This is a genomic window from Streptomyces sp. NPDC033270 (assembly GCF_055576575.1).
In genome coordinates, this window is record NZ_JBVIRA010000028.1 from 96,255 (window position 1) to 116,901 (window position 20,647).

The following is a 20,647-nucleotide window of genomic DNA, read 5'->3' on the forward strand; positions in this document are numbered from 1 at the left end:
GGAGAGACGTCAGCGATTGGGGGGGGGGGAGGGGATGGGTCTTTTTCCCCCCCCCCCCCCCCCCCCCCCCCCCCCCCCCCACGGGCGCACCGGCGCGTCAGCCCTTCCACACCCGCGTCCGCAACGGCACCCCGGAGGCTCCGCTCTCCGGGGTCCGGACGGCCAGGACCTGGTTGACCCCTATCCTGTTCCGCTCGAAGGACAGGGCCGACGCGGCCATGTACAGCCGCCAGACCCGGGCCCGCCCCTCGGACGTCAGGCGCACCGCCTCGTCCCAGCGCGCCTCCAGGTTGGCGACCCAGCTGCGCAGCGTCAGCGCGTAGTGCTCCCGGATCGCCTCCACGTCCCGTACCTCGAACCCGGCCTCCTCCAGCTGGCCGGCCGTCCGACCGATCGGCGCCAGCTCCCCGTCCGGGAAGACATAGCGATCGATGAACTCATCGACCCGGTAGGTCTCCTCGTCCGCCAGCGGACGCCGGGCGATCTGGTGGTTCAGCAGCCGCCCGCCGGGTCTGAGCAGGTCGTACAGCGCGCTCGCGTACTCCGCGTACTGGGCCCGCCCGACATGCTCGGCCATCCCGATCGAGGAGATCGCGTCGAACGGCTCGTCCTTGATCTCGCGGTAGTCCTGCACCCGGATCTCGATCCGGTCGGCGAGCCCGGCGTCGGCGATCCGCTTGCGGGCGAAGGTGGCCTGCTCCTCGGAGAGGGTGATGCCGACCGCCCGTACGCCGTACTCGCGGGCCGCGTGCAGCACCATCGAGCCCCAGCCGCAGCCCACGTCCAGCAGCCGCTGGCCCTCCTTGAGACCGAGCTTGCGGCAGATCAGGTCGAGCTTGTCGCGCTGGGCGTCCTCCAGGGTGGCGTCCGGTCCGTCCCAGTAGGCGCAGGAGTAGACCATGGACGGGCCGAGCACCAGCGCGTAGAAGTCGTTTCCGACGTCGTAGTGGTGGCTGATGGCCTCTTTGTCGCGCCGCAGGGTGTGCAGCGGTCCGCGGCGGCGCCGGACCTCCTCGGCGGGCGGCGTCGGCGGCACCGGGGCGCCGGCCAGGGCGAGCAGCTCCCGGGCGGCGGAGCGGATCTCCGGCCGGGCCAGCGCGCGCAGTACGGCGGCGCGCTGCGGCTCGGGGGCGTCGCCGCCGCGCTCCCAGATCATCCCGGCGAGCAGATCGAGGGCCTCGTAGAGGTCCCCGTCGACGTCGATGTCGCCGGCGACCCAGGCGCGGGCCAGGCCCAGTTCACCGGGCTTGAACAGCAGCCGGCGCAGCGCACGGCGGTTGCGGATGACGAGTACGGGTGCCCCCGGCGGGCCGGACTCGCTGCGGTCCCAGGCGCGGATGCGCACCGGGAGCGGGCTTCCCAGCACCTCCCCGGCGAGCTTGGTGAGCCGTCCAGCGGCGTCGGCCATGTCGCACACCTCCGTGTTGACGAGTCGGGCAAAGAAGTTTCACCCACCACGTAAACGCCAATGGGGCGCCCGGATAGTCCCGTTCACACGCAAGAGAACCGCAAAAAGCCCGCGTTTCGCCAGAGCGGACACGCCGAAGGGCGCCCGCCCCACGGATGGCGGACGCCCTTCGGGCTGGTCGGAGTAGCCGACCGGGGTTTCAGGAAGCCTTGGCCTTCGGCTTGTCGCCGGCGCCGGCCGCGGCCGGCGCGGGGGCCGGCTTGGCCGCCTCGTAGAACTCCTCGCGGGGGTTCTCCATGGCGCCGAGCGAGACGACCTCGCGCTTGAGGAACATCGCCAGCGTCCAGTCGGCGAAGACCCGGATCTTGCGGTTGAACGTCGGCATCGCCATGCCGTGGTACGCGCGGTGCATGTACCAGGCGAGACGGCCCTTGAGCTTGATCTTCATCTTGCCCATGACGATCATCGCGACGCCCTTGTGCAGGCCCAGACCGGCGACCGCACCCTTGTTGGCGTGGCTGTACTCCTTCTGCGGGAAGCCCCGCATGCCGGAGACCACGTTGTCGCCGAGGACCTTGGCCTGCCGCAGCGCGTGCTGCGCGTTCGGCGGGCACCAGGCGTTCTCGTTGCCGTTCTTGCGGCCGACCAGGTCCGGGACCTGGGCGTTGTCGCCCGCGGCCCAGATGTAGTCGGTGCCCTGCACCTGGAGGGTGGCGGCGGTGTCGACGTGACCGCGCGGGCCGAGCGGCAGACCGAAGCGGGACAGCGCCGGGTTGGGCTTGACACCCGCGGTCCACACGATGGTGTTGGAGTCGACCTCGAGGCCGTTGTTGAGCTTCACATGACCGTCGACGCAGGAGTCCATGCCGGTCTTGAGGTAGATCTCGACGCCGCGGCTCTCCAGGTGCTCCTTGCCGTAGGCACCGAGCTTGGGGCCGACCTCGGGGAGGATCTTGTCGGCGACGTCGACCAGCAGGAAGCGCATGTCCTCGCGCTTGACGTTGCTGTAGTACTTCGCGGCGTCGCGGGCCATGTCCTCGACCTCGCCGACGGTCTCCGCGCCCGCGAAGCCACCGCCGACGAAGACGAAGGTCAGGGCCTTGCGGCGGACCTCTTCGTCGGTCGTGGAGTCGGCCTTGTCCAGCTGCTCCAGGACGTGGTTGCGCAGGCCGATGGCCTCTTCCACGCCCTTCATGCCGATGCCGTTCTCGGCCAGGCCGGGAATGGGGAAGGTGCGGGAGACCGCGCCCATCGCGATGACCAGATAGTCGAAGGGCAGCTCGTACGCCTCGCCCACCAGCGGGGCGATCACGGCGACCTTGCGGTCCTGGTCGATGGTGGTGACCCGGCCGGTGAGGACCTCCGCCTTGGGAAGCACGCGTCGCAGCGGGACGACGACATGCCGCGGGGAGATGCTGCCGGCGGCGGCTTCGGGGAGGAAGGGCTGATAGGTCATGTACGACCGCGGGTCGACGACCGTGACGGTCGCCTCGCCGTAGCGCATCTTCTTGAGGATGCGCCGAGCTGCGTACAGGCCTACGTACCCACCGCCTACTACGAGGATCCTGGGACGCTCCGTGGTGCTCATGCATCGAGTATCCACCCCCACATGGGGGGTCGCTCGTGAGCCCCTTCACAAGCACCGAGGGGGCATCTGCTACACTCCGCCGGCTTCGTGACCGACGCCATAGTGCGCAGTGGAACCACCGCAGGGCCCGAGGCGTTGGAGACCCCCGTTGATCAGGGCTTGTCGGGCCCCGGGCGGCTGAACCACTCCCTCCGGGAGCGCACCGCTCACGCTCCGACACCCAGGCATCCTCCGGGTCGAAGGGTCGCAGGACCTTCGAATGAGGGTCGGACGAGCTGATTGTTCGCCCAACAGGAGGCTTTTTCATGTGAAGGATTTCACGAACTTTCTTCGCGGGCCCCTCCACGGAACCCTCGAAAGCCCCCCGGAACGCGCTCGGACGGGCCTTGCGCCCGCTCAAGACGCCGGTCGGCAGAGGCCGTTGCCGACCCCTGCCGCACCTGTGCGCACCCCGGCCGGCGACTCAGCCGGCGATGCTCCAGGCGATGCCGTCGAGGATGTCGTGCTCGCTGACGACGACCTCCTCGGCGCCCGTCCGCTCCATGATCGACAGCAGTACGAGCGCGCCCGCGCCGATCACGTCGACCCGGCCCGGGTGCATGACCGGGATGGCCGCCCGCTCGGCGTGGGTGGCGGACAGCAGCTGCTCGGTGATCTCACGGACCTTCGCCAGCGAGATCCGCGCGTGGTGGATGGCCTCGGAGTCGTAGTGGTCCAGGCCCAGCGCGATACCGGCGACGGTGGTGACCGAACCGGCCAGGCCCACCAGCGTGGCGGCCTCGCTCAGCGGGACGGTCCGCTCCGCCCGGTCCAGCGCCGCGGCGATGTCCGCCTTCATGGCGGTGATCTGCCCCGGGGCCGGCGGGTCGCTGATCTCTCCCCCGTGCAGCAGGTGCCGCTCGGTCATCCGCACGCAGCCGACGTCGACGGAGCACGCGGCGCGGTAGGAACTGCGCGGCGAGGCGTCCTGGGAGTCGCCGAGGACGAACTCCGTCGAGCCGCCGCCGATGTCCACCACCAGGAAGGGCTTGGCCAGGTCCGGGCGGCCCGCCAGCTCCTTGGTGGCGCCGTTGAAGGAGAACTCCGCCTCCTGGTCACCGGTGATCACCTCGGGCTCCACGCCCAGGATGTCCACGACACCGCGGACGAAGTCCTCGCGGTTCTCCGCGTCCCGGGAAGCGGAGGTGGCCACGAAGCGGACCTGCTGCGCGCCCAGGCTGCCGATCACCGCGGCGTACTCCCGGCAGGCCGCGAAGGTCCGCTCCAGCGCCTCCGGCGACAGCCGCCCCGTACGGTCCACGCCCTGTCCCAGCCGGACGATCTGCATCCGGCGGTCGAGGTCCTTCAGCTCGCCCGTCACCGGGTCGGCGTCCGCGACGAGCAGGCGGATGGAGTTCGTACCGCAGTCGATGGCGGCGACCCGCTTCACTGGGAACCTCCCTGGTCGTCCTCGGCGCAGGGGCTCACACACGGCCCCTTCTTCCACCACTCCGGCAGCATCGCGATGGCCTCGTCCCCGAGCGGGTTGACACCGGGCCCGGCCGCCAGCGAGTGGCCGACGAGGACGTGCAGGCACTTGACCCGGTCGGGCATGCCGCCCGCGCTCGGGAAGCCCTGGAGCACCTCGATGGCGTCCCGCCGCCGGATGTAGTCCTCGTGGGCCGCGCGGTAGGCGGCGGCCAGCTCCGGGTCGGTCGCCAGCCGCTCGGACATCTCCTTCATCACGCCGTTGGCCTCCAGCGTGCCGATCGCGGAGGCCGCGCGCGGGCAGGTGAGGTAGTAGAGCGTGGGGAAGGGCGTGCCGTCCTCCAGGCGCGGCGCCGTCTCGACGACGTCCGGCTGGCCGCACGGGCAGCGGTGCGCGATGGCGCGCAGCCCGCGGGGCGGGCGGCCGAGCTGCTCCTTGAAGGCCGCGATGTCCGCGGCGGTGGGCTCGGTGGGCTCGGTCTGGGGCGGAGGGGTTTCCATGTGCGCTTTCGGTGAGGTGGGTGGGGAGGCGGCGGTGCGGACCGCCTGGTGTCGACAGTACGGGCTGCCCCGCGCCGGCGGTACGGCCCGCGGCGCACCGGCGTAGGGGGCTCGGCGCTACCGCTTGTCGGCCGCGTCGACGGCGCTCCACAGATTCTCGTACCAGGGGCGCCGCGCCGCCTGCGGTCCCTTCGGGGCGGCGGCGGAACCGGAGCCGTCCTGGACGAGGTAGCCGGTCTCCCCCGGCATGACGTAGTGCAGCTGCCGGCGGGCCTGCTGGCGTACGTACTCCGGGTCCTGCCACCGGGCCCGCTGCTCGCGCAGCCGGTCCAGCTCGGCACCGGCGTCCTGGGCCTTGCGGCGCTGTTCGGCGATGTCGGAGCGCTGGGAGATGTACTGCCTTATCGGGTACGCGAGGGCGACCACCAGGGAACACATCACCAGCGCCAGCAGGGCGGCGCGGCCGGTGAGGCGGTTGCGTCGGGGCGGGCGGGCTCGGTAGACGCGGGCGGCGGCCTGCTCGCCGAGCGCCTTGAGTCGGGTCGCGGTCGAGAACCGGTCCGCGGGCACGTCGTCTCCCCTTCACTGACTGACGCCGGACTGCAAAAGCGGGTACGTCCCCGGCAACGGTACGGGACCGTCGCCGGGGACGTACGAGGCGTTCGGCCGTGACGTCAGCCGATCAGCCGTTACGCAGAGCGCTGTGCCGAATCAGTTCGCAGAGCGCTGTGCCGATTCAGTTCGCAGAGCGAAACCGCGGGAAGGCGGAGCGGCCGGCGTAGACCGCGGCGTCGTCGAGGATCTCCTCGATGCGCAGCAGCTGGTTGTACTTGGCGACGCGCTCGGAGCGGGCCGGGGCACCGGTCTTGATCTGGCCGCAGTTGGTGGCGACGGCCAGGTCGGCGATGGTGACGTCCTCGGTCTCACCGGAGCGGTGCGACATCATGCACTTGAAGCCGTTGCGCTGGGCCAGCTCGACGGCGTCCAGGGTCTCGGTCAGCGAGCCGATCTGGTTGACCTTCACCAGCAGCGCGTTGGCGGAGCCCTCCTCGATGCCGCGGGCGAGGCGCTCGGGGTTGGTGACGAACAGGTCGTCGCCGACCAGCTGGACCTTGGCGCCGAGCTGGTCGGTGATGACCTTCCAGCCGGCCCAGTCGTCCTCGAACAGCGGGTCCTCGATGGAGACCAGCGGGTAGGCCGCCACCAGCTCCGCGTAGTACTCGGTCATCTCGGCGGCCGAGCGGGTCTGGCCCTCGAACTGGTACGAGCCGTCCTTGTAGAACTCGGAGGCGGCGACGTCCAGCGCGAGCGCGATGTCCTGGCCGGGGGTGTAACCGGCCTGCTTGATGGCCTCGAGGATGAGGTCGAGGGCCTCGCGGTTGGAGCCCAGGTTCGGGGCGAAGCCGCCCTCGTCGCCGAGGCCGGTGGACAGGCCGCGCTCCTTGAGGACCTTCTTGAGGGTGTGGTAGACCTCCGCGCCCCAGCGCAGCGCCTCGGAGAAGGACTCCGCGCCGATCGGCGCGATCATGAACTCCTGGATGTCCACGTTGGAGTCGGCGTGCGAACCGCCGTTGAGGATGTTCATCATCGGCACGGGCAGCACATGCGCGTTCGGGCCGCCGAGGTAGCGGAACAGCGGGAGGTCGCTGGCCTCGGAGGCGGCGTGCGCGACGGCCAGGGAGACGCCGAGGATGGCGTTGGCGCCGAGCGAGCCCTTGTTGTCGGTGGCGTCCAGGTCGAACATCGCCTGGTCGATCAGCCGCTGCTCGGTCGCGTCGTAGCCGACGAGCTCCGGGCCGATCTGCTCGATGACGGCCAGGACGGCCTTCTCGACGCCCTTGCCGAGGTAGCGGTTCGGGTCGCCGTCGCGGAGCTCGATGGCCTCGAAGGCGCCGGTCGAGGCGCCGGACGGCACGGCGGCACGGCCCGTGCTGCCGTCGTCGAGGCCGACCTCGACCTCGACCGTGGGATTACCTCGCGAGTCGAGAATTTCGCGGGCTACGACGACGTCGATGGACGGCACGTTGTCTCCTTCATGGGTGTCTGGAGTTCTGCAGCATGAGCCTAACGGCCCCTGGCGCGTCCGCTTGCCCTCGGCCCGCTCCGTGGGACGAAAAGATACTCAAAGGCGCAGTTCACGGGAGGTTTCGGCACATTGTTCGCTGAGCGGGGAAAAACGCTCGACGTTGCTGGTCACCGGCGTCGCGCGCCCCGGCGAACGGAGAAGCCCCGCCACGGCGCACTGGGGGGGGCGTGTGCGCCGGGCGGGGCAGTCTCACGAAGCGGCGGGGATCGCCGCGGGGGTCATGGGGGACCCGGTGAGCGGACGGCTCAGATGCTGAGCTGCTGACCCGGGAAGATCAGGTTCGGGTTGCCGCCGATGACCGACTTGTTGGCCGCGTAGAGCGACTTCCAGTTGGTGCCGTGGGCCTTGGCTATCTTGGCGAGGGTGTCGCCCGCCTTGACGGTGTAGTCGCCGCCGCGCTCGGACTTCTTCGGGGCCGGCTGGGCCGTCTCGGCCTTGGGGGCGGCCGGAGCCTTCTTCACCTCGGGCTTGGCCTGCTCCTGCTTGGGGGCGGACTTGGCGGAGGTGTCGAGCTCGGGGGCCGGACCACCGGAGGTCAGGCCACCGGCACCGGCGCAGGACCAGGCGCCCGGGCCCTGGATGGCGAGGAGCTTCTCGGCGGCGGCGATCTGCTGGGTCTTGGTGGCCAGGTCGGCGCGCGGCGCGTACTGGGTGCCACCGGCGGCGGCCCAGCTGGAGTTGGAGAACTGCAGGCCACCGTAGTAGCCGTTACCGGTGTTGATCGACCAGTTGCCACCGGACTCGCACTGGGCGACCTTGTCCCAGGTGGCGACCGAGGCGGCGGAGGCGGACGTGGCGCCCATCAGCGGGACGGCGACGGCGGCACCGGCGACACCGGCGAGGGTGGCGACGCGGACGGCCTTGGAGGGACGACGGTGCTTGCCCTTGTTGATCAGCATGGTTCGTTCGTTTCCTCACCGACGCCTACGAGGTGAGCTGTCGGGTTCGGGCTGTGAGTCGCCCGGCCGGGCGCGCATGGCGCACCTGGCTTCACCCCAAGCCGGCTGACCCGCTTTCACGGGCCGGGCCGGCGCCTACCTTGGTTCCCCCGCTCCTGCCTTCGGCGCTTGCGCGTCAACTGCCTCCGACCACCGGCAGGATTCGGCGTGTGATCGAAGGGGCTCGCTTTGGCGAGCGGTCCTGACCGTAAGCAGTAATCCCCTTGGTGTTCAAACCCCACCTTCTGAACCAAGTTGACCGTTTTTGATCACGGGTTGGTCACATATCTGCAGGTGAGGCCCGGTATGACGGCGGCGGGCGGATCTGTGCGCCCGCCGCCCGACGAGAGCCTTGTCTCACTTTCCCAAAGGGGACGAAGGCGGCGAACTAGCCTTCCTTGTGCCCGAGATCGAGCCGCTGACCCGGCTGGATCAGGTTCTCGTCGGCCCCGATGACGCCCTCGTTGCGCTCGTAGAGCGCGGGCCAGCCGCCCGGCAGCCGATGGGCCGCGGCGATGGCTGACAGGCTGTCACCCGGGCGCACGGTGTAGTCGCCGCCCGCCAGGCCCGTGCGGCGCCCGTCGTCGCCGCGCGAGGCGTGCCGGCCGCCGGACGACCGGTCGCCGCCGTCGCTCTCGCCCGGGTCCGCGTCGCCGCGGTGCTTGCCCTTGCCGGGCGTCTGCCCGGGCGTACCGCTCGGGTCGGGGCGGTCGGCGTCGCCGGAGGGGTCGGTGGGGCGGGAGGCGTCGTCGCCCTGGTCGCCGGGCGTGGTGGAGTCGGACGGCTCCGGGGTCTTGGAGGTGTCACGGCCGTCGGACTCGGACGGCGCCGGCGTCTCCTGGGACGGCTCGTCGCCCGCATCGCCGCGCGAGTCGTCGGACGATCCGTCGCGGGATCCGTCAGGGGATCCGTCAGAGGACTTCTCACTGTCGCCCTTGTGGTCGCCCGTGTGGTCGCCCTCGTGGGCTCCGGAGTCGTCCGGGCGGTCGGGCGCATCGGACGAGCCGGTCGAGGGGGACCGGTCCCAGGGGGCCGGGTCGCCGTCGTCGTCGGACGGGTCGGGCAGCGGCGTGCTCGTGCTGCCCGGGTCGACCTCCGGTGCGCGGCCGTCCCTGGTGAGGCCGGCGTTGACGGCGCAGCTCGGCCAGGCGTCCGGGCCGCGGTCGTCGAGGATCGATTCGGCCACGGCTATCTGCTGGGCGCGGCTGGCGAGATCGGGGCGCGAGGCGTAGGCCCCGCCGCCGTAGTCGTCCCACATCTCCTGGGTCAGCTGCAGCCCGCCGTAGAAGCCGTTGCCCGAGGCGGCGCTCCACACCCCGCCGCTCTCGCACTGGGCGACCCGGTCCCAGGTCGCGGTGTCGGCGGCATGTGCCCCACTGGCGGAGAGCAGCGGCAGTGCGAGGCCCGCACCGGTTACTCCCGCCGTGACAAAGATGGCCGGTGCCTGACGGGGGCGACGGTGTCGGCCGTTCCCGGAACGCATGCGGATGCCTTTCGCGCGGCGGTTGAGTTGTTCGACGACCGTTCGATTCCCCACCCCTTCGGACGTCCGCTGACGCGGGCGCCCGTGTGAACGAATCGTGAATCCTGTCGACCGTCGGGTCGAAAGGTAGCCGGGGTCACGGGTAGTCACAAGCCGGTGTAGTGCAGATCACGTTAAGGTCACGCGACTGACGATCTGTCACCTTTGGTCGCGCCCCCGGTCAGGACCGCTCGGGCGTGAACTCCACCGGGAGGGACCGCAGTCCGCGCATGATGAGCCCGCCCCGCCAGCGCAGATCATCAGGATCCGTGGCAAACCGGATGTCCGGGAGCCGGGTCAGCAGCGTGGCGAGCGCGGTCTGCCCTTCGAGCCGGGCGAGCGGCGCGCCCAGGCAGTAGTGGATGCCGTTCCCGTATCCCAGATGCTGATTGTCACGTCGGGTCAGATCGAGAACGTCCGGTTCGACAAAGCGTGACGGATCACGGTCCGCGGCGGCCAGCACCACCAGTACGGGGTCGCCCTCGGCGATCCGCTGCCCGCCGAGGGTCAGCTCCCGCGTCGCGAACCGCCAGGTCGCCAGCTCCACGGGTCCGTCGTAGCGGAGCAGCTCCTCGATGCCGGTGGCCAGCAGCTCGGTGTCGCCCGCCGCCATGGACTTCTGCAGCAGTTCGCGCTGGGCGGGGTGGCGCAGCAGCGCGTAGGTGCCGTTGCCGATGAGGTTGACGGTGGTCTCGAAGCCGGCGAAGAGCAGGATGAACGCCATCGCGGCGGCCTCGTTCTCGGTGAGGTGCTCGCCGTGGTCGGAGGCGCGGATCAGACCGGATATCAGGTCCTCGTCGGCCTGTGCCGTCTCCCCCAGGGAGGCGCGCTTGCGGTGGATCAGCTCGGCGAGATAGCCGCGCATCTTCTTCACGGAACGGGCGACCCCGCCGCGCGGCCCCCCACCGTGGCGGATCATCATGCCCGCCCAGTCGCGGAAGTCGTCCTGGTCCTCGCGCGGCACCCCGAGCAGGTCGCAGATCGCGTAGATGGGCAGCGGAAAGGCGAACTCATGGATCAGGTCGGCCTCGCCGCGCCCGGCGAAGCCGTCGATGAGGTGGTCGGCCAGCTCCTGGACGCGGGGGGCGAAGGCCGCGACCCGGCGCGGGGTGAACGCCTTCGACACCAGCCGGCGCAGCCGGGTGTGGTCGGGCGGGTCGATGTTGAGCAGATGCGTCATCAGGTTGGCGCTGCGCTCGCCCGGGATGCCGACCTTGCCCTTGCCGTGCGCGGACTCGCTGTGGTGCACCGGGTTCTTCGACAGCCGGGCATCGGCGAGCGCCTGGCGCGCCTCGGTGTAGCGGGTCACCAGCCAGGCCTCGACGCCGCTGGGCAGCGCGGTCCGGTGGACCGGTGCATGCTCGCGCAGCCAGGCGTACGCGGGGTACGGGTTCGCGGCGAACTCCCAGGTGAACAGCTCGGGGGCCGGGCCGGCGGCCGCGGCGGAGGACGCCACGGGACAGCCCGCGGGCGCCCCGGCCCCGGCGCCGGCCGGCGCGCTCGCGCGGGCGTCGGCCGCTGCTTCGGCGGAGGCGGTGGGATCGGGGGTGGAGTCCGGCTCGTCGTGCACCTTCCGACCGTAACCGGTGGGCGCACCCCGACGCCTCCACCCGCCCTACCCCGCCTGCACCCCCAGCCCCGCAAGGAACGCCACGGCCGCCGGCGACGGGCCGAGACAGCTCCACACCACCCGCTCGGTGCGCTCCGGCGCCGGCCGCGCCCGCACGATGTGCAGCCCCGGCAGATCGGCGGCGACGGCCTCCGGGACCATGCCGATGCCCAGCCCGGCCCGCACCAGCTTCGCCAGGAACTCCACCGTGGTGACCTCGAACGCCACCTCCGAGGCCAGCCCCGCGGCCCGGAACGCCTCGTCGCGCTGCCGCCGGGCCGCCGAACCCGCCGTGAAGTCCACGAAGGTCTCCCGCGCCAGCCGCGTCAGCGTCGTCCACTCCCGCCCGGCCAGCGCATGCCCCGGCGGCACCACCGCCACCAGCTCACCGCGCGCCAGCTCCCGCTCCCGTACGCCGTCGGTGCGCGCACTGGGCGCCAGCCCGACGAAGGCGACATCCAGCGTCCCCTCCCGCACCTTCTCGATGAGCGGATCGCTCATCTCCATCTGCAGACTGATCCGCACCCGCGGATAGCGACCGCGGAAGGCGCCCAGCTCGCGGGCGAGATCGACGGCCGCGACGGTCGAGATCGCGCCCACCGCCAGCCGGCCGCGCACCTCGCCGGTCGCCGCCGCCACCTCGGCGCGGGCCCGCTCGGCCGCCTGCAGCGCCTGCCGGGCGACCGGCACGAACGCCTCGCCGGCGGCCGTCAGCCGGACGCTGCGGCTGGTGCGGTCGAAGAGCCGGGCGCCGAGCTCCTTCTCCAGCCGGGCGATCTGATGGCTGAGCGCGGACTGCACCACATGGCAGCGCTCGGCGGCCCGGGTGAAACCGCCGGTCTCGGCCACCGCGACCACGTACCTCATCTGCTGCAGCTCCATGCCCACCGATCCTAGGCGATATCGATCTCGATCCACGATGGATGAGATGAAAACTATGCGTTGGACTCATCGATGGTGGGGGACCAGGCTGGGAGCTGCCCGCCGCCACAGTGGCCGCGGGCGCATCACGGGGAGGTCATGCATGGAACCCGAACACGGACCCCAGCCGCGCCGACTGGGCCGCGGCACCCTGCTGCTGATGTCGGTCGCCACCGGCCTGTCCGTCGCCGGCAACTACTTCGCCCAGCCCCTCCTGGGCACCATCGGCCACGATCTGCACCTCTCCGCCTCCACCGCCGCGCTGGTGGTCACCGTCGCCCAGGTCGGCTACGGCCTCGGCCTGCTGCTGCTCGTCCCCCTCGGCGACCTCCTGGAGCGCCGCCGCCTCGCGGTGACGCTCTGCGCGGCCACGGCCGTGTTCCTGACCGTCACGGCCAGCGCGCCGAACGCCGCCCTGCTGCTGACCGGTACCGCCCTGACCGGCCTGGCCTCGGTCGCCGCGCAGGTCGTCATGCCCTTCGCGGCGACCCTCGCGGCCCCCGCCGAGCGCGGCCGGACCGTCGGCACCGTCATGACCGGACTGCTGCTGGGCATCCTGCTGGCCCGTACGGCCGCCGGGCTGCTCACCGAGCTGGGCGGCTGGCGCACCGTCTACTGGGTCAACGCCGCACTGATGCTGCTGATGGCGCTCCTGCTGCGGCTCCGGCTGCCCGCCCTGCACACCACGGCCGGACTGCGCTACCCGGCGCTGCTGCGCTCGACGCTGGCGCTGTTCGCCCAGGAACCGGTGCTCCGATGGCGGGCCGCGCTGGGCGCACTGACCTTCGCGGGCTTCTCCGTGCTGTGGACGGCGGTGGCGTTCTTGCTGTCCGGTCCGGCGTACGGCTGGCAGGAGTCGGCAATCGGGCTGCTGGGGCTGGTCGGGGCGGCCGGTTCGCTCTCCGCGTCGGCGGCCGGGCGGCTGGCGGACCGCGGACTGGCGCACCGCGTCACCGGCGCCGCGGCGTTCCTGCTGCTGGGTTCGTGGGGCCTGCTGGCGGCCGGTGGCACGGGCGGCGCCTGGTCGCTGGGGGCGCTGCTCGCCGGGGTGGTCGTGCTGGACCTGGCCGCCCAGGCGGTCCACGTCAGCAACCAGAACCTGGTCTACGGGGTCCGCCCGGAGGCCCGCAACCGCCTCAACTCGGCCTATATGACCAGCTACTTCGCCGGCGGTGCGGCGGGCTCGGCGCTGACCTCGGTGGTCTGGAGCGCCGGCGGCTGGGGCGGGGTGTGCGTCCTGGGGGCGGGGCTGGCGGTGGCCGCCGCGGGGGTGTGGGTCGCGGATCTGCTGCGGCGGGTGCCGTCGGGCGGTCGGCGGACGGCCGTGGCCACCCCCGACCCGGAGCCCGCGGTCACTCGTTGACCGGCCCGGCAGCCCCTCGCTGCTCGGCGAGGACCCGCTCGGCACCTGGGTGCCCCATCTCGGCGGCCCTGCGGTACCAGCCCAGGGCCGTCTCCCGCTCGCCTTGCCGCTCGGCCATTACGGCGAGTCGGAAGGCGCCGTAGGCGTCGCCCAGCTCGTGTCCCTTGAGGTACCAGTCCCTGGCCTCGTCGGGACGGCCGTGCGTTTCGAGGAGTACGCCGAGGTTGACGATGTCCAGGCCCCGGCCTTCCGTGAAGAACTCCACGGCCTCCTCAAGGGTTTCGATGACGGAGTTCACCCTGAATTTGAGCGCTTTGGAATACTCTGCGTCGCCCGCATCGGCCGCGCGCCGCAGCCAGACCTCGGCAACCATCGGCTCCTGACACAGCAGGTGGAAGCGGGCCAGGCTCAGGGCGACCGGGTCATAGCCGGCATAGACCGCGTCCAGATAGCTGTCGAAGGCGTCGTCGAAGTCTCCGGCACCCATCAGGTGGTCCCCCAGCAGATGCGCGGCCTCCGCGTTTCCGGCCGCTTTGCCCACCGTCAGCCAGCGCTGAGCCCGCTCCCGTAGCAGCTTGCCCAGCAGCGTCGCCGCCTCGGCGTCCCCCGCCTCGGCGGCCTGCTCCAGATACGGCTCGGCGAGCTTGCCCTCGCCCCGCTCGGCGAGCATCCGCCCCAGCCGGCCGGCCGACCGCGACTGCCCCGCCTCCGCCGCACGCCGGAACCATCCCTCGGCCTCCTGCCCCTCGCCGAGGGACTCCGCGAGCACGCCGAGGTGGTGCAGGGCGTGGCTGTCGCCTTCGTCGGCGGCCCGCCGGAAGGCCTCGCGCGCCCCCGCCGCGATCTTCGCGAAGTCCCGCGCCTCGTCCTCGCGGGCCGCTTCCAGGGCGCAGCCCCAGACCTGGCCGTCCACGGCCGGAAAGGTCTCGTGCCGGGCCGCGGTCTCGACGAGGAAGGGCGCGGCCCGCCAGGTGTCGCCGGTGACCCGTACGAGCAGGCGCAGCCCGTGCCGCCGCTCGGCCGCCCAGGCCCGGGCGTCCGCCACCGACTCGCGGTCCATCCCGGTCACGTCCGCGTAGCCCTCATGCACCTTCAACAGCAGGTCCATGGGCAGCGGCCCGTCGAGCCCGCAGCGGGCCAGATCGAGGGCCGCCCGTACCAGGGCGTGGCCGCGCGGGTGCCGGTCGGCCCGGCGGGCGCGCCACCACTCCTCCCACAGCAGCGGGCCCAGGCCGAGGTACGCCGCGACGCCTTCCGGGCCGCTCGAAGCCACCGCGGCGGTCAACCGGGAGTCCCCCGTGCGCCCGGCGCGGTGTGCCAGCAGCGCCCGCTCGGCCGGACTCCACTCCCGTGCCAGCTCCACCGTCTGCGCGAGGTCGAGCACCCGGCCGTGCGGCGCGTGGCGGTGCTCGTCGTACGCCTCGTCCCGCATGGTGGCGAGCACGACCACCCGCAGGGCGCTCAACTGCGCCAGCAGCCGCGGCTCCAGCCCGCCGTCACCGAGGTGCCCGTCCAGGTCGTCCAGCCAGAGCGCGTACCGTCCGGGCCGCCCCTGCAGGAGCCCGGGCAGCCCCCGCAGATCCGCACCGCGTGCCGGCGCGTACACCCGGAAGCCGTCGAGCTGGTCGGCCAGCGCCGCCAGCGCCGTACGCGACTTGCCGGCGAACGGCTCCCCGAGCACCAGCACCAGCCCGCCCCGCGCCCGGGCCTGCGCCACCGCCGCGTTCAGCTCGTGGTCACGGTCGCGGCCGACATAGGGCGGAAGCGGGGGCAGGCCGGACTCCCGATGGGTCGGCCGCACCCCCAGCGCCATGGGGTCCACGTCCCCGGCCGCGGGCCAGCTCTCGGGGTCGATGAGGGCGCCCTGGTGGTACACGGGCGCCTGCACGGTGATCGTGCCGACCGAGCCCGCCTGGATGACGCTGCCCTGGGTGCCGCCGGAGAGGGTGTTGTGCACGCCGGAGGCCGGGCGGGGCCCGTTCGGGGGTGCCCCGTGCCCCGCGGGCAACTCCGCCAGAAGGGCACGCAGTTCCCCGGCGGCCTCGGGATCGGCCTTCAACACGTTGCGCAAGCCCAGCTCCACATACTGGGCGGGCACCCCGTCCTCCCCGCGGAATTCGGGGAATATGAGGTCATACCTGGAGAACAGCTCCCTGACCCGCAACCGCACATCCGCCCAGGCGTCCGTGCCCGCGGCCCGGGCCAGCGCCGTCGCCCCCGCGGCCGCCAGCTCCCGCAACTCCTGCTCCACCGCGCCCCCTCAGCCCGCCCGTTCCCCAACGGTACTAGCGCCGCGGACCCGGCCATGCCCCATCGGACAGGCCCTAATCCGCAGCGCCCTCGGCCGCCACTACAGCATCCCGGTAGGCCCGCGCCGCCGCCCGCAGCGCCGCCTCGGGGTCCACCCCCTCCTCCTCGGCCCGTACCGCCATCGCCAGCAGCTCGTAGCCGATCCCCGCACCGGCCGGCAGGGCGACGTCGAGGCCCGCCGTGCGCACCCGCGACGCCAGCTTCGCCGCCAGCGCGAGTCCGGGCTGACCCAGCGGAACGCCCTCGGTCACCGACTCCCGCTGCTTCTCCTCGGCCTTCGTCCGCAGCCAGTGCGCCTTGACGTCCTCCGGGGTCCGCGCCGTCTCCTCCCCGAAGACATGGGGGTGGCGGTGAATCAGCTTCTCCACGATCGTGCCCGCCACGTCGTCGATGGAGAACGGCTCGTCCGGGTCGTCCTGGGCGATCCGGGCGTGGAAGACGACCTGGAGGAGCACGTCCCCCAGCTCCTCGCGCAGCTCGACCCGGTCGCCCGCCTCGATGGCCTCGACCATCTCGTACGCCTCCTCCAGGCCGTACTTGGCGAGGTCCTGGTGTGTGCGGATGCTGCTCCACGGGCACTCGGCACGGATCTGGTCCATGACCTGGACGAGGTCGAGCAGGCGGGCCCCGGGCAGGTCGTAGGAGCCGGGCAGCAGCTCCAGGTCGGGCATGGTCTCCCGGCCCGAGCCGGCCAGCCGGGCCAGGCCGTCGGTCAGCGCGCTCTCCCCCTCCGCCGAGGTCAGGACCACGGCCGTACGGCCCTCGGGCACGCAGTAGTCCACCAGTTCCCGGGCGCTGGGGGCGGCGATCTCGACGTCGATGCCGGTCTCGCGCAGATAGGGCAGCTGCGGATGGCCGGCGTCGGCGCACAGCACCCGCTCGGCCGTGCGCAGCACCTGCCATGCGGGCCAGGACAGGAGCCCGGGGGCGACCCGGTGGCTGGTGGTGAGCAGGACCAGGCGTCCGGTGCCGCCGGCCTGGGGGCGGGCGGCGGCGCCGGAGTCGGCGGCAGAGGCGTCAGCGTTCACGCATCGAACGTAACGCACCCCACCGACACCGCCCGGCGCCGGTCAGCGCTCCCCGCCCGGCACCGGCGGGGAGCGCGGCGGGACGCGGCTCCCGCGCGCGGCGGCGCTCAGGCCTGCTGCCGCACCGGCTCCGTCGTGATCCACGGGTCCTTGGTCTCTCCCAGGATGACCTGCTGGTCGTCCCACTTCCCGTACCGCGGATTGACGTCGATGCCCAGCGAGCGGGACGTCGCGGACAGCGCCTGGGCCAGCTTCCGCTGCCCCTCCGGCGTGCCCCGGTCCGCGCCCAGATGCTTGGCGACACCGTCCAGCAGCAGCTGGTTGCGCACCATGCCGTCGGCCTCCTGCGGCGCGATGCCCTGCTGGAGCCACATCGCCTTCAGCCGCTCGGCGCCACCGGCCTGCTTCTCGGCCTTGTTCCGCCACTTCTGGATGTCGCCGCGGGTGACCGTCACCCCGGCGTCCTTCGCGCTGCGCGCCAGCACCTCGTCGAAGATCATGCCGTTGAGGGTGGCCAGGCTCAGCCGCCCGGTGTTCATGATCAGCTGGGCGCCCTGCGGGGACTTCGCCTGCGCGGCCCGTACGTCCTTCACCTTCGCCTGCAACTGCGCGACGGTGATCCGCTTCCCGTCCACGACGGCCGCGGCACCGGGGTGCGCCTCGCTCCCGCAGGCGGCGAGCAGCGGGGCCGCCACCAGCAGGGCGGCGGTGGCGGATACGGAGAGCGCTGTCCTACGGCGGAACACATGGCCTCCCGGCAGATCGTGCGACGGAGTCTCGACCTTGAGTGATCGATGCTAAGGAGTCGTCGTGGCCCAGGCCACTGCTTCGGCCAACGATCTGGGGGGAGGTCGGTTTCTCCGCCGATGGGCCGGCGGGGTAGCGGTGCCCTTCGGGTTCTACGGTCGGGTGCGCCAGGTCCGAGCGGACGACCGCGGCTCTAGGTCGAGAGCGATGCTGGAGTCACGAGCCGAGCGCGTTCGTGGAGTTCCCGTGCGGCGTGATTCTTGAGATGGGGGCGGATCAGCTTGAACATGGTGCGCATGCGTTGATCAGCCCGGCCGGACTGCACCAGAGGGTAGTCGTCCAAAGCGAGATTCCAGGTCGCGCACGCTGCTTCCAGGTGGCCGATTGAGAATTGACGTTCGGCGAGCATGGAACGCTCTTTCACGCGCGTTCTCCGATAAACGCCATAGCGCAACTTGTCTGACTGCTGCATGGCTTCTACGGCTCCGCACATGTCACCCAATTCGTAACGCACTTGACTGACGTGATAGTTCAGGGCGGCCGGATCGTATGAGCCGAATACCTTCTCCCTGGATTCAGCCTTGTCCATCGCCACTTCGGCTTCTCGCAGGTACATCAACGCATTACTGCGGTCGCCGATTTGAGCGGCAGAGTGTGCCTGCTGTCCGGCGAGGAAGGCGCGCATTCGTGGACCAGCCTGCGGTGATGCGGCTGCGGCGGCGTCGGCCAGTCGCATGGCTTGCCCGCCATGCCCCAGATCGACGGCCTGAAGGCTCATCCCCCGCAGCGTGGTGCAGTACGTCAAGTGGTCCTCTGCCACTCCGGCGAGTTCCAACGCCTTGAGGTAATACTGCTGCGCGAGGCCGTGAATGCCTTCGTCCACCGCCATGTACCCGGTGAGGTAGCACAAGTCAGCAGCAGCCGACATCATCGCCTTGCGTACGGACTCGGGGGACTCCGCGCGCAAGTACGGAGCTACCGTGTTCACCAGGAAAGCCGCAGCCATCGGTCGGGCATGGCGCCCTCCGAATTGATCATCGAGTTCCGACAGTCGTTCGGTCATGGCAATAACCATGTCGACCTCTGGCATACCGATGCGCTGAGTGCGGCCGCTCTGGACACTGTCCATCCGGCCTACCACTTCCGGCCAATTAGGCACGGCCAGCGCAACGGAAAAGAGACTTATCCCGAGGACGCTACGTCGCGAGGGATCCATATCTCCGCTACCGAGATCGATCAGCCCTTCGACCGTACTCGGAGTGCCGTCCGGGCTACCGGCAGGGGTCGGGAAGCCGGCCTCGGCATGGGTGATGGGACGGCCCAGCTTCCGCGCCAGAGCCTCCAAGATCAGCGGTCTGACCGTCTCCTTGGGCAGTTGCCCTTGGCGCCACTGATGGGCTGACGGCTCGCGGTACTTGAGCGGGGTCCCTCGCTCGGTTCCGACACGATTCACGGCCTGGACGAACTGTCGGAGCGTCCAGCCGGTCTGCCGGTAAAGCCGTTCCAGATGCCGGTTCGGTTCCCGAGTGCCCACGAGCCCTCAACTCCCCGGTGCGTACGAGCACTTAAAGCTCTTAAAAGCCGCTTCCAGTGCAACAGTACCGCCGGCCGTAGCGAGGGGGTTGCCTAGAGCGAGGACAGGCCCTCCTCGCGAGACAACGAGAGGACCCCCGCGACGCGCTGCATGCGTCCGGGGGCGTGGCCGTCAACTGCAAGGAGTTGACAACATGACCAACGCTACAGCGAGGTTCCTCATCCCGCTGCTGCGGCTGCTGTTGCCCGCGCGCGGCTGTCACCGGTCGGCTGACGCGGTGCCCACCACGATGTGCGCCGACGAACCGAGGCCAGCGCTTCCCCACGTGTCCGCCCGGCATTCGGCGCTGTTACGTGGCGAGGACTCGGCCCTGGTCCGTCCGTACGCCCTCACCCCCGAGGAGAGGCAGGAGCGACGGAGGTCCCGCGTGCAGCGTGGGTGTTGGCGGGCACCGCTGCTGGCCGTGCACGGGTTCGGTGCGGACCCACGTGGGATTCACGGTGTGGACGTGATGGGCTGATGCCCCGTATCTGCCGCCCCGTTCACCTGGGGGAACCGGCGCCGGATCCCTTACCGGTTGCCGGGTGCGATGTCTGCGGGGCCCTGGCCGAGCAGCGCGCGAAGGCCTACGCCGCAGGAGACAGGTCGAAGGTGACCGACTGCACCGTCGAGATCGGCCGCCACCCCCACCCGAAGGCGGTGCGCTGATGGCAACCGACGCGCGCCTCCCGGGTCGGCCCGCCGGGCCGTAGTCAGATGACGCGACGGGCGACAGGTCGGAGGTCCCGCACCTGTCGCCCGCGGCGTCTGTTGCTGCGTCAGCCGAGTGTCACCGACCGCGTCAGTCGAGGACCTTCCACACAATCGGCTTCACGTCCTCGCCGGTTCCGCCAACGCCCCACCGCACGTACAGCGGCTTGTTCTTGGGCACCATGTACACCTTGCAGGCGTTCTCGGTCATGCCCTTCTTGAACTGACCGGGCTTGTGGTTCGGGTCAACGTTCGGGCACTTCTTGAAGTCGTCGAGCATCGTCAGCCGCCCGACCTCCTGGTCCGGGGAGACCAGCGCGTCGCGCTTGGCGTCCCAGGTGGTGATCCAGGGCTCGGCGCCGCCCTTCGAGGTGTACGACATGACGAGGTAGTAAGGCACCAGGTTCTTGGTGTCGGTGTCCTTGAGGTCGAAGCCCTTGAAGTCGTCCCAGGAGCCCTTTTCGACCTTCGTGGGCTTGATCTCCAGCTGGGTGGGGCCGTCGTCATCCTTGTAGGTCGCGGTGGCGGGCTCGTTCATGGCGAGCGTCTTCCCGAAGCCCTCGGCCGCCGGTGCGTCGTCCTTGCTGCCGGTGTCAGCGGCGCCACCACTCGCACCCGCAGAGCTACCCATGCCCTGTTGAGTGCTGGGCGCCGAAGGCTTGGCGGGCGGCACAGGCGCGCCCCCCGGGTCGTTGCAAGCGGTGAGCGCGAGCGCCAGGACGGCGGCCGAGGCGGCAGCCCGAGCCGTGAACTTCGTACGCATGATGTGTCGTCCCCCGTGATGTGGAATCGCCCGCTCCAGCGAGCGCCGACGACTATAACTCGCTGGTGAACCCTGTGATGTGGGTGGGGGTTCGGTCGACCGGACGGATCCC

The 20,647-nt window shown here is 71.3% G+C and carries 16 protein-coding genes and 1 riboswitch; of the genes, 1 reads left to right on the forward strand and 15 read right to left on the reverse strand.

What is annotated here, in order from left to right:
• Nucleotides 1-97: 97 nt before the first annotated feature.
• The 10 genes from ACZ5XZ_RS31720 to ACZ5XZ_RS31765 form a co-directional block, all read right to left on the reverse strand.
• Nucleotides 98-1,408 carry a class I SAM-dependent methyltransferase gene (locus ACZ5XZ_RS31720; protein ID WP_468984295.1) on the reverse strand — a complete coding sequence of 437 codons (1,311 nt, stop codon included), beginning with the start codon at nucleotides 1,406-1,408 and terminating at the stop codon, nucleotides 98-100.
• A 199-nt stretch (nucleotides 1,409-1,607) separates the two neighbouring features.
• Nucleotides 1,608-2,996 (reverse strand): NAD(P)/FAD-dependent oxidoreductase, encoded by a 1,389-nt coding sequence (locus ACZ5XZ_RS31725; protein ID WP_468984298.1) that lies wholly within the window; start codon nucleotides 2,994-2,996, stop codon nucleotides 1,608-1,610.
• 463 nt (nucleotides 2,997-3,459) lie between these two features.
• The gene (locus tag ACZ5XZ_RS31730; RefSeq protein ID WP_468984301.1) at nucleotides 3,460-4,425 is read right to left on the reverse strand and encodes a Ppx/GppA phosphatase family protein; all 966 of its coding nucleotides are present in this window, start codon (nucleotides 4,423-4,425) and stop codon (nucleotides 3,460-3,462) included.
• Nucleotides 4,422-4,964, reverse strand: a complete 543-nt coding sequence (locus ACZ5XZ_RS31735) for a DUF501 domain-containing protein (RefSeq protein ID WP_468984303.1) — start codon at nucleotides 4,962-4,964, stop codon at nucleotides 4,422-4,424. The genes ACZ5XZ_RS31730 and ACZ5XZ_RS31735 overlap by 4 nt, the downstream gene beginning before the upstream one ends.
• A gap of 117 nt (nucleotides 4,965-5,081) precedes the next feature.
• Complete coding sequence (locus tag ACZ5XZ_RS31740) at nucleotides 5,082-5,534, reverse strand: FtsB family cell division protein (protein WP_384433385.1); 453 nt, start codon at nucleotides 5,532-5,534, stop codon at nucleotides 5,082-5,084.
• Between the two features lie 166 nt (nucleotides 5,535-5,700).
• Complete coding sequence (gene eno, locus ACZ5XZ_RS31745) at nucleotides 5,701-6,987, reverse strand: phosphopyruvate hydratase (RefSeq protein WP_468984306.1); 1,287 nt, start codon at nucleotides 6,985-6,987, stop codon at nucleotides 5,701-5,703.
• A gap of 308 nt (nucleotides 6,988-7,295) precedes the next feature.
• Complete coding sequence (locus tag ACZ5XZ_RS31750; RefSeq protein ID WP_468984309.1) at nucleotides 7,296-7,949, reverse strand: transglycosylase family protein; 654 nt, start codon at nucleotides 7,947-7,949, stop codon at nucleotides 7,296-7,298.
• A gap of 7 nt (nucleotides 7,950-7,956) precedes the next feature.
• A riboswitch (cyclic di-AMP (ydaO/yuaA leader) is annotated at nucleotides 7,957-8,126 on the reverse strand.
• 250 nt (nucleotides 8,127-8,376) lie between these two features.
• Nucleotides 8,377-9,471 carry a LysM peptidoglycan-binding domain-containing protein gene (locus ACZ5XZ_RS31755; RefSeq protein WP_468984312.1) on the reverse strand — a complete coding sequence of 365 codons (1,095 nt, stop codon included), beginning with the start codon at nucleotides 9,469-9,471 and terminating at the stop codon, nucleotides 8,377-8,379.
• Nucleotides 9,472-9,691: 220 nt separating this feature from the next.
• The gene (locus ACZ5XZ_RS31760) at nucleotides 9,692-10,966 is read right to left on the reverse strand and encodes a cytochrome P450 family protein (RefSeq protein WP_468984357.1); all 1,275 of its coding nucleotides are present in this window, start codon (nucleotides 10,964-10,966) and stop codon (nucleotides 9,692-9,694) included.
• A gap of 159 nt (nucleotides 10,967-11,125) precedes the next feature.
• Entirely contained in the window at nucleotides 11,126-12,001 is an 876-nt protein-coding gene (locus tag ACZ5XZ_RS31765) for a LysR family transcriptional regulator (protein WP_468984314.1), read from the reverse strand.
• A gap of 142 nt (nucleotides 12,002-12,143) precedes the next feature.
• Between ACZ5XZ_RS31765 and ACZ5XZ_RS31770 the strand changes: the two genes are divergently transcribed.
• Nucleotides 12,144-13,403 (forward strand): MFS transporter, encoded by a 1,260-nt coding sequence (locus tag ACZ5XZ_RS31770; protein ID WP_468984317.1) that lies wholly within the window; start codon nucleotides 12,144-12,146, stop codon nucleotides 13,401-13,403.
• On the opposite strand, the gene ACZ5XZ_RS31775 is transcribed toward ACZ5XZ_RS31770, so the two are convergent.
• The 5 genes from ACZ5XZ_RS31775 to ACZ5XZ_RS31795 form a co-directional block, all read right to left on the reverse strand.
• Complete coding sequence (locus ACZ5XZ_RS31775; RefSeq protein WP_468984319.1) at nucleotides 13,393-15,654, reverse strand: tetratricopeptide repeat protein; 2,262 nt, start codon at nucleotides 15,652-15,654, stop codon at nucleotides 13,393-13,395. The two genes, ACZ5XZ_RS31770 and ACZ5XZ_RS31775, sit on opposite strands and share 11 nt — an antisense overlap.
• Before the next feature lie 73 nt (nucleotides 15,655-15,727).
• A complete protein-coding gene (locus ACZ5XZ_RS31780; RefSeq protein ID WP_468984322.1) occupies nucleotides 15,728-16,741 on the reverse strand; it encodes a nucleoside triphosphate pyrophosphohydrolase in 1,014 nt (337 codons plus the stop codon).
• A gap of 107 nt (nucleotides 16,742-16,848) precedes the next feature.
• Nucleotides 16,849-17,487, reverse strand: a complete 639-nt coding sequence (locus tag ACZ5XZ_RS31785) for a SurA N-terminal domain-containing protein (protein ID WP_468984324.1) — start codon at nucleotides 17,485-17,487, stop codon at nucleotides 16,849-16,851.
• Nucleotides 17,488-17,681: 194 nt separating this feature from the next.
• Nucleotides 17,682-19,022, reverse strand: a complete 1,341-nt coding sequence (locus ACZ5XZ_RS31790) for a tetratricopeptide repeat protein (RefSeq protein ID WP_468984327.1) — start codon at nucleotides 19,020-19,022, stop codon at nucleotides 17,682-17,684.
• Between the two features lie 841 nt (nucleotides 19,023-19,863).
• On the reverse strand, nucleotides 19,864-20,535 hold the full coding sequence (locus ACZ5XZ_RS31795) for a hypothetical protein (protein WP_468984330.1): 672 nt from the start codon (nucleotides 20,533-20,535) through the stop codon (nucleotides 19,864-19,866).
• Between the last annotated feature and the right edge of the window lie 112 nt (nucleotides 20,536-20,647).